A 7,660-nucleotide genomic window follows, 5' to 3' on the forward strand; every position below is an offset into this window, starting at 1 on the left:
TCAAAACAAAACTGGATGGCAAGTCCCCGGAAAAGTACCGGGAACTCACCATCCAGCAAGCAGCGTAAATTCTGTGTCCAACTTTAAGGGCTCACTTCAGGGCCACGCCTTTTTTATTTGGTGGGAATGTGCCGCGGCCTTGTCAATTGGCCCATCAGTTGCATGAGAAAAAACTGAACTATCACACGAAAATTTAAGCAGGTTATTACTGAATTAACAGGGGATTGTATTGTCCCTCAGATAAACTGATAAAAGCGCCTTCAATTGGGCAGTTTAAAAGGTTTGGGGAGAAATATAATGGCGGAAAATAACAATAAAATCACGTTAATGGCGTTAGTCATGATGATTTTTACCACCGTGTTTGGCTTTGCGAATAGTACGGTGGCCTATTTCTTAATGGGATATTCATCCATCCTATTTTACTTAGCGGCGGCGGTCCTCTTCTTTATTCCGTTCGCGTTGATGATGGCGGAGTATGGTGCGGCCATCAAATCCGACGAGGGTAGTGGGATGTACCAGTGGATGGAAGTGAGTGTGAATCCCCAGTTCGCGTTCATTGGGACCTTCATGTGGTTTGCTTCCTACATTATCTGGCTGGTCTCGACATCGGCCAAGGTGTGGATTCCCTTTACCACGCTATTCTTTGGGACGGACCAAACCCAGAAGTTTGCGTTCGCTGGGCTCAATGCGACTCAAGTCATTGGGATTCTGTCGTGTCTGTGGATGATTCTGGTAACCTGGGTCTCTATCAAAGGGGTCAAGGGGATCGTCCGGGTTACCAGCCTGGGCGGTCTCGCCGTGATGAGTCTAAATGCTATTCTGTTGGTCGTTTCGGGCGTCGTGTTGGCCTTGCGTCATGGCCATATGGCCCAACCCCTTCAGCACTTTATGACCTCACCACATCCCAATTACCAACAACCGATGGGGATCATGAGTTTTGCGGTGTTTGCCATCTTCGCGTACGGGGGTCTCGAGGTTCTCGGGGGCATGGTTGACAAGACCAAGAATCCGGAGAAGACGTTCCCTAAAGCCATTGTCATTTCGGCAATCGTCATTACATTGGGCTATGCGATCGGGATTCTCTGCTGGGGGATTAGTACGAACTGGAACGCGGTTCTCTCCGATCCGTCAACCAACATGGGGAATATTAGTTACGTCATGATGCGGAACCTGGGGGATGTCTTAGGTGAGTCGCTCGGTCTCAGTGCCGCCACGAGTACCACGATTGGCCTGTGGTTCGCACGGTACACGGGACTGGGCATGTTTCTGGCTTATTCCGGGGCCTTCTTCACGTTAACGTATTCACCACTGAAGACGTTGATTTTGGGAACGCCGAAATCCATGTGGCCCAAGAAATTTACGAAGCTTAACGAAAATGACATGCCCAGCTACGCCATGAAGCTGCAGTGTGCGGTGGTCATTGTCATTATCCTGTTGGCTTCGTTTGCCTCGACGGATGCCTCGGCCTTCTACAACATCTTGACGTTGATGGCCAACGTGTCCATGACGTTGCCGTACCTGTTCTTGGTTTATGCCTTTCCGAAATTCAAGCACAATCACGACATTCAAAAGCCGTTTGAAGTCTACAAGTCGCCGGCCTGGACGACCGTGATCAGTTGGGTCGTCTTCATCGTGGTATTGGGGGCCAACACCTTTACGTTGATTCAACCCGTACTGGAAAATAATGACATTCAAAGTACCATCTGGATGCTGGTCGGGCCAATCCTGTTCGGCTTGCTCGGGGTGATCTGGTATCACGTCCGGCAACGGAAGGCGACGCAGGATTAGTTAACAGAATAGAAAGTGATAGCAACGTGGTCCGCATGACCACGTTGTTTTTTTTATACGCGAATACCTGCAAGGAAGCACTGGTGAATACTGGTTGGTCATTTTTGGAAGGAATTACTTGATATTTTGACCAATCACCCGACAAATGATGAGATCATGATATTCTTTAAGCGAGGAAGTATAACGTTGACGAGTAAATTTAGGACCAACACCGTTTGGGGGAGGAAAGGAGCGTCTGCTGATGAAATGGCGAACTTGGTTAGGCTTATTTATCGGTGTGGGAAGCGTCCTGCTTGGGGGCGGCGCCGTTCAGGCTGATACGGATTACGACAATGCCTTAAAATCGGCGCCCCAGGGGATCTCTCTGGAGAATATTTTCACGCCAGGGACCACGACGAACAATCAGGCGGCAGTCGTTGAGACGTCAACGCCGGGAACTCAGGCGGCGAAAGTGAACAATGGGAAGAAGCAGTTCGGGGCGTTGTGGTCCACGCCGGACAATACCTTTGATCTGACTAAAAATGAAACGGCCTCAATGTGGCTGTATTTTGGGAATAACGGTAAAAAAGCGGCCGATGGGATGGCGTTGGTCCTGCAGAATGATTCGCGGGGATTAGCCGCAACTCCCACTTACGGGAAGACCATCTCCGGTGAAACGCTGGGCGTTTGGGGCGTGGATACCGATAAGAAACAGGCAACGACGGATAAGCTGGCGGCAAGTGCAATTCAGAACAGTTGGGCATTGGAGTTCGATACGCATTTAAATAAGTCGACGAGCTATTCCAATGCCGGGGATGCGGATTCCTTTGATGGTAAATTGGCAGGCCCCCACTTAGCCTACAATTATCCGGGTGAGGCGAGCACCTATCAGATGGTGAAGGCGTCCCAACTCCTACCGATTCCGGCGTCCGGGTACTACGCGACACAAGCGCATGAAGGCGCTATTACCGGCGACTACACACTGTTGGCGAACGGAAATTGGCATCATCTGACACTGGAGTGGAATGCGGATCAGCAACAGATGACCTACACGTTTGACGACAAGGACCCAGCGACTGGCCGTGAACAGGCCGGCCTGAGCCAGACGGCCGATATTGATCTCAAAAAGATTGATCCGGATAACACGGGTCAGGTGCAATGGGGCTTTACTGGTGCAACGGGTGATAGTTACGAGAATAATTTAGTCGTGATGGAAAAGATTCCTGGGCTGGTCAATGCTAAGGCCACAACAACGTTGACCGACTTGGATACGAAACAGACCGTGGGCAATGGCGATGTCCTCAAGGGGACGCACAAATTCCAGTTGGACTATCGGCTGACGTACCGCGATGGTAAACAGTCCTGGAAGGATGTGGCGGCTAAGATTCAACTCCCAACTGATCTGACGTATGACGAGACCGCAACCGTTCAGTACCAAAACGGGCAGGCGGCCAGTGTTAGCTTGGCGAACATGACCGATAATCAGGTGGAGTTGACCCTTACGGAAGCCCTGAATGCTGAAAATACGACGGCAACGATTTCGTTTACGGGGCAGGCCAACGACTTGAAGGCGGCCACAACGGTTGCCTCGGACACTAGTCGGTTCACAGCGGTTAATGGGGTGGTGACCGCGGATACGCCAACCTTTACGGTGAACCCGACTCTGGAACTCAATCTTTTCTCACTGTCGGGAAGTAGTGTTCAGTTGGAGACCGGCGTGGATGCGACCTTTAAGGGCTTAGTGGTCATTCCAGAAGGCGTCAACCTGCATAATACGGATATGACGGTTCATCCGACGTTGAACGGTCAGGCGCAAGCGGATTTTGAAATGTCAGCCGGTGATGACAATAGCAGCGGCCGATTTAATTACACCGTCAAGGCGAGCCAACTGAAGGCGGGGGCCAACACTTTGAAATTAAATGTGGAAGATCCATACGGTAACCTGTCGAATACGGTGACCTACACGATCAATGTACCGGGGCAACTGGTATTTCAAGAAGTCTCGCCGCACAGTACCTTTGAGGACACCAACTTGACCGGTCAGGCGCAGACGGTCAAGCGGACGAAGGACTGGCAAGTGAAGATTTTGGATACCCGAGAAGCGGGGGCGCAGTGGTCCCTGCAGGTGACGGGAACGAAATTCACGACGGCGGACGGCCGCGAGTTGGCGGGAGACCTCTACTACTACGACAGCGATCAGAAGAGTGTCGTGACGACCACGCCGATGACCGTGATGAGTGGCACGTCGAGCGCTAACGATGACGTGACGGATGTCGTGGGCGGCTGGGATGATGAGGCCGGCCTGGTTCTGTCGTTGAATGGCGATGCCGTTCAAGGCCAATACGAGGCGACCATCACCTGGACGTTGAACAACACGCCGGACTAGGGCAACTGAAAACGTGAGTTGCGACGACGAAAGGGTGTTGCGAAGGACTAGGCGCAACCGGAAGTGACACGACCACTAGTCTCGCCACTACGAATAGCGAAATTGAGCCCGGGCGACCATTCGTTCGGGCTTTTTGGCGTTCAATGCGAACGGCCAGGCTGCCACTGGTATCCCGAATAAACGGTTAACGGGTGATAAATAAAACGGTCGCCGCTTATCATCGAAAAAACCGATGGCAAAAAAAGAGCCATCATCACGTTAAACCGTGAGCAATGGCTCTTAAAGAAATAGTTAGGTTATTCAGCGGGGGTTAACTTAGCGGCTTGCGCTTGGGCAGCCTGAGCCACAATGTTCAGGTAGTTAAATGGGCGGTCAAAGTTAGGCTGGAAGAGCATGTCGACCATGGCCAAGTCGTCAATCGTGTTCTCGTTTTGGATGCAGACGGAGAGGGTGTTGGCAGATTGTGAGACGTCGTACTTGCTCATTAAGGCGCCACCGAGGATTCGACGAGAATCTGGATTATAAACCAGAGACATCAGGACGGGTTCCGTCGTCGGCATGAATTCTGGCCGGTAGTTGTCCTTGACGATGACCTGTTCGGCGTGAATGCCTTGTTGTTCCGCGGCGGCCAGCGTCAGCCCCGTGGATACGATCGTCCGGCCGTAGAGTTCGAGACCGGATGAGGACTGGGTGCCCATGTATTTAACGGTCGGCTTGATCAGGTTCTTACCCACGAGAATCCCTTGACGAACGGCATTGGTCGCCAGTGGAATGTAGGCGTTTTGGTGGGTCGGGTTGTAGTGAACCGCCGCACTATCGCCGGCCGCAAGGATGTCGGGGTTGGAGGAACGCATGTAGTCATCGGTGATGATGGCCCCGTTCTTGGCCATATCGACCTTCCCCTTAAGCAGGTCCGTGTTTGGTCGGAAACCAATGCACAGGATGGCCAGATCGGTATTGTAGCTGCCTTGATCGGTCTTAATGGTCAAGCGGCCATCGTTGCTATCACTAAAGCTTTCCACCGTTTCACCCAAAGCGAGTTGGACGTGGTTGTCGCGGTAGTCTTGTTCGATGACATCAGTGAATTCACGATCAAAGTATTTGGGCATGACGCGGTCCATGGCATCGATCAAGGTCACCTCATGGCCGGTGGTGGAGTAGGCTTCGGCCAATTCGGCACCAATGTAGCCGGCACCAATGACCGTGATGTGTTTGGCACTCTTAGCCTCTTCAATCAACGTTTGGGCGTGCGCCCAGTTCTTGCAGAGCTTGACCTTCGCGTTGTCGATACCGGGAATCTTCGGCACGATGGGCCATGACCCGGACGTCATCACGAGTTTATCGTAAGCAGCCGTCGTTTGTTCGTGAGTGTTCAAGTCCTCAACTGTAACCGTTTTCGTTTCTGGGTCGATGTTTAAGACGTTATGGTTCATCTGCACGTTGGCCCCGAGTTCTGCGAGTTCTTTGGGACTGGAGTAAAACAGGCCTTGTGGATCGGCGACTTTCCCGCCGAGATAGAGCGCAATCCCACAGGACAGAAAGGAAATGACGTCGTTCCGTTCATAAACGGTGACTTCCGCATCGGGATTTTCCGCTAAGATTTGTTTGATGGCAAAGGTACCGGCATGTGTACAACCAACGACTGTGACTTTCATAAATGTAGCCTCCTAGACAAATTTTGTTTATTGAACAAACATTCACAAACAATCTCAAAAAAATATGAATCAATTGATTACAACTTTATTTTAGACAATCTGCGACAAATGTCAACACTTTTGTGAAAGTGTTACCATTTTTCTAAAGCCGTTTTCCCGCTAAGCTAGTCTTCCACGGGGATTAGGCGTAAACTAGATTTGGTAAATTTAAATGAGGAGTGGTCATTCGTATGAAAGCAGCAAAACACCTAACCGCCTGTACCACGGTACTGGTCGGTAAAAAAGCAACGGTCGATGGCTCCACGATGATCGCCAGAAATGACGACACCTTCCTGGCCCTGACACCCCAACGGTTCTACGTGCACCCAGCCGAGCACGATCAACCGAAGCGAACCTGGGTCTCCAATCAAAACGGCTTCACGGCGCCAATTCCCAGCGACGGATATCGTTATTTAGCGACGCCTAACGTGGAAACGGACAAGACGGGGGAGTATGCCGAAAGTGGCATTAATTCACAAAACGTGGCGATGAGTGCCACCGAAAGTGTTTACGGCAATCCCCAAGCCTTGGCCTTTGATCCGCTGGTTGCCAACGGGTTAGCTGAAGATTCCCTGCAAACGCTGGTCCTGCCCTACATCAACTCGGCACGCGACGGTGTGCGGTATTTGGGGAAACTGATTAAGCAATACGGTTCCCCGGAAGGCAACGGCGTGCTGTTCTCCGACAACGATGAAGTCTGGTACATGGAAATCGTCACGGGCCATCACTGGGTGGCACAGCGGATTCCGGACGATGCCTACGCGGTGGCGGCCAACCAAGTGGCCATCCAACAGGTGACCTTCGATGATCCCGACAACTTCATGTACTCCGAAGGGATTCAGAAATTTGTCGCGGACAATCATTTGAATCCGGATCAGGACGGCTGGAACTTCCGGCACATCTTTGGGACCAGTACCGAAAAGGACCGGCACTACAACACGCCGCGGGTCTGGTTTGGCCAACGCTGTCTGAACCCGGAGATTAAGCAGGACCCGCAATCCAGTGACTTACCGTTCATTTGCCGGACGAGCCACAAGATTAGTGTGGAAGACGTTGAATACATCCTGAGTTCCCACTACAACGAAACCAAGTACGATCCGTTGGGCCCCGGTGACGATGCTGACCGGTTGAAATTCCGGCCAATCTCCATGAACCGGACGCAGAACTCCCACGTCCTTCAGCTACGCAACGACGTGCCCAAGGAAAGTTCAGCCATCATGTGGCTGTGTTTCGGGGTTCCAGCCTTTAGTCCTTACGTGCCGTTCTTCGCCAACGCCACCGATACGGATGATTCCTACAGCAGTACGCCCGTCCATCTGGATGACGTGAGTGCTTACTGGATGTACCGGAAGCTGTCCATGATTGTTGAATCCCACTACGTTGACTTCATCGAGCAGGATACGGATTACGTCACGGCTGCCAAAGAAAGTCTGCGGACGCACGTGGCCCAAGCCTTGAAGGGGGCCGCGGGTCTCAGTGGCGATGAGCTGACGGCGTACCTGACGACCCAGAATCATCGGGTGACGGCGGATATGCGTCGGGTCACAACCAAGTTTACCAACGACCTGATTGAAAAAGGGCTGACGTTGTCCCATCTCACGTTTAACATGGATAAGAATTTATAAGTGAAAACTAAAGGTTGAAAGATAGAAAGCAGCTACGAATCCTGGTGTGACAAGGATAACAGCCATTATAATATGATTGTCGCGTACTTACCGCCTTACCGTTCGCCAAATTTGGTCTGGATCGCTGTGGGAAGGATCGGGAAAAGCCGAAGTGCTGTCTTTTCCCTCGCTTTGAGCCGAAATTCACG

General features: G+C 51.7%; 4 protein-coding genes. 3 read left to right on the forward strand and 1 reads right to left on the reverse strand.

Annotated elements, in window-relative coordinates; genetic code table 11:
- Positions 1 to 297: 297 nt before the first annotated feature.
- Complete coding sequence (gene yjeM / locus HEQ50_RS12170; RefSeq protein WP_211089333.1) at positions 298 to 1,788, forward strand: glutamate/gamma-aminobutyrate family transporter YjeM; 1,491 nt, start codon at positions 298 to 300, stop codon at positions 1,786 to 1,788.
- Positions 1,789 to 2,029: 241 nt separating this feature from the next.
- Positions 2,030 to 4,153 (forward strand): hypothetical protein, encoded by a 2,124-nt coding sequence (locus HEQ50_RS12175; RefSeq protein ID WP_168900766.1) that lies wholly within the window; start codon positions 2,030 to 2,032, stop codon positions 4,151 to 4,153.
- A gap of 296 nt (positions 4,154 to 4,449) precedes the next feature.
- Here HEQ50_RS12175 and HEQ50_RS12180 read toward each other — a convergent pair whose 3' ends face one another.
- On the reverse strand, positions 4,450 to 5,808 hold the full coding sequence (locus tag HEQ50_RS12180; protein ID WP_168900767.1) for an FAD-dependent oxidoreductase: 1,359 nt from the start codon (positions 5,806 to 5,808) through the stop codon (positions 4,450 to 4,452).
- A 230-nt stretch (positions 5,809 to 6,038) separates the two neighbouring features.
- Here HEQ50_RS12180 and HEQ50_RS12185 point away from each other — a divergent pair, with 230 nt between their 5' ends.
- Positions 6,039 to 7,472: a C69 family dipeptidase gene (locus HEQ50_RS12185; RefSeq protein WP_168900768.1), complete on the forward strand. Its 1,434-nt coding sequence runs from the start codon at positions 6,039 to 6,041 to the stop codon at positions 7,470 to 7,472.
- The last annotated feature ends 188 nt before the right edge of the window (positions 7,473 to 7,660 follow it).

Origin of the sequence: Lactobacillus sp. HBUAS51381 (genome assembly GCF_012641095.1) — a bacterium.
Lineage (GTDB): Bacteria > Bacillota > Bacilli > Lactobacillales > Lactobacillaceae > Levilactobacillus.